At 50.5% G+C, this 204-nt stretch carries 1 protein-coding gene; it reads left to right on the forward strand.

Annotation, left to right across the window (positions count from 1 at the left end):
• Positions 1-81 precede the first annotated feature (81 nt).
• A partial coding sequence (locus tag DM397_RS24155; protein ID WP_394364547.1) for an MBG domain-containing protein occupies positions 82-204 on the forward strand: 123 nt, incomplete at its 3' end.

Raw genomic sequence — 204 nt, forward strand, 5'->3', positions numbered from 1 at the left:
ACAGCAGGCGGCGCATCATCTCCAAACTATTCAATATCATATGCTGATGGGACTCTGACAGTAACCCAAGCGTCTCTTATAGTGACAGCCGATGACAAGAGCAAACCTTACGGCAGCGCAAATCCGACTCTGACGGTAAGTTACTCGGGATTTGTGAACGGCGACACAGAAGCATCCCTAACGTCAGCAGGTGCAGCTTCAACC

The sequence above is a fragment of the Flavobacterium nitrogenifigens genome, from assembly GCF_003254565.1.
Taxonomy (GTDB): domain Bacteria; phylum Bacteroidota; class Bacteroidia; order Flavobacteriales; family Flavobacteriaceae; genus Flavobacterium; species Flavobacterium nitrogenifigens.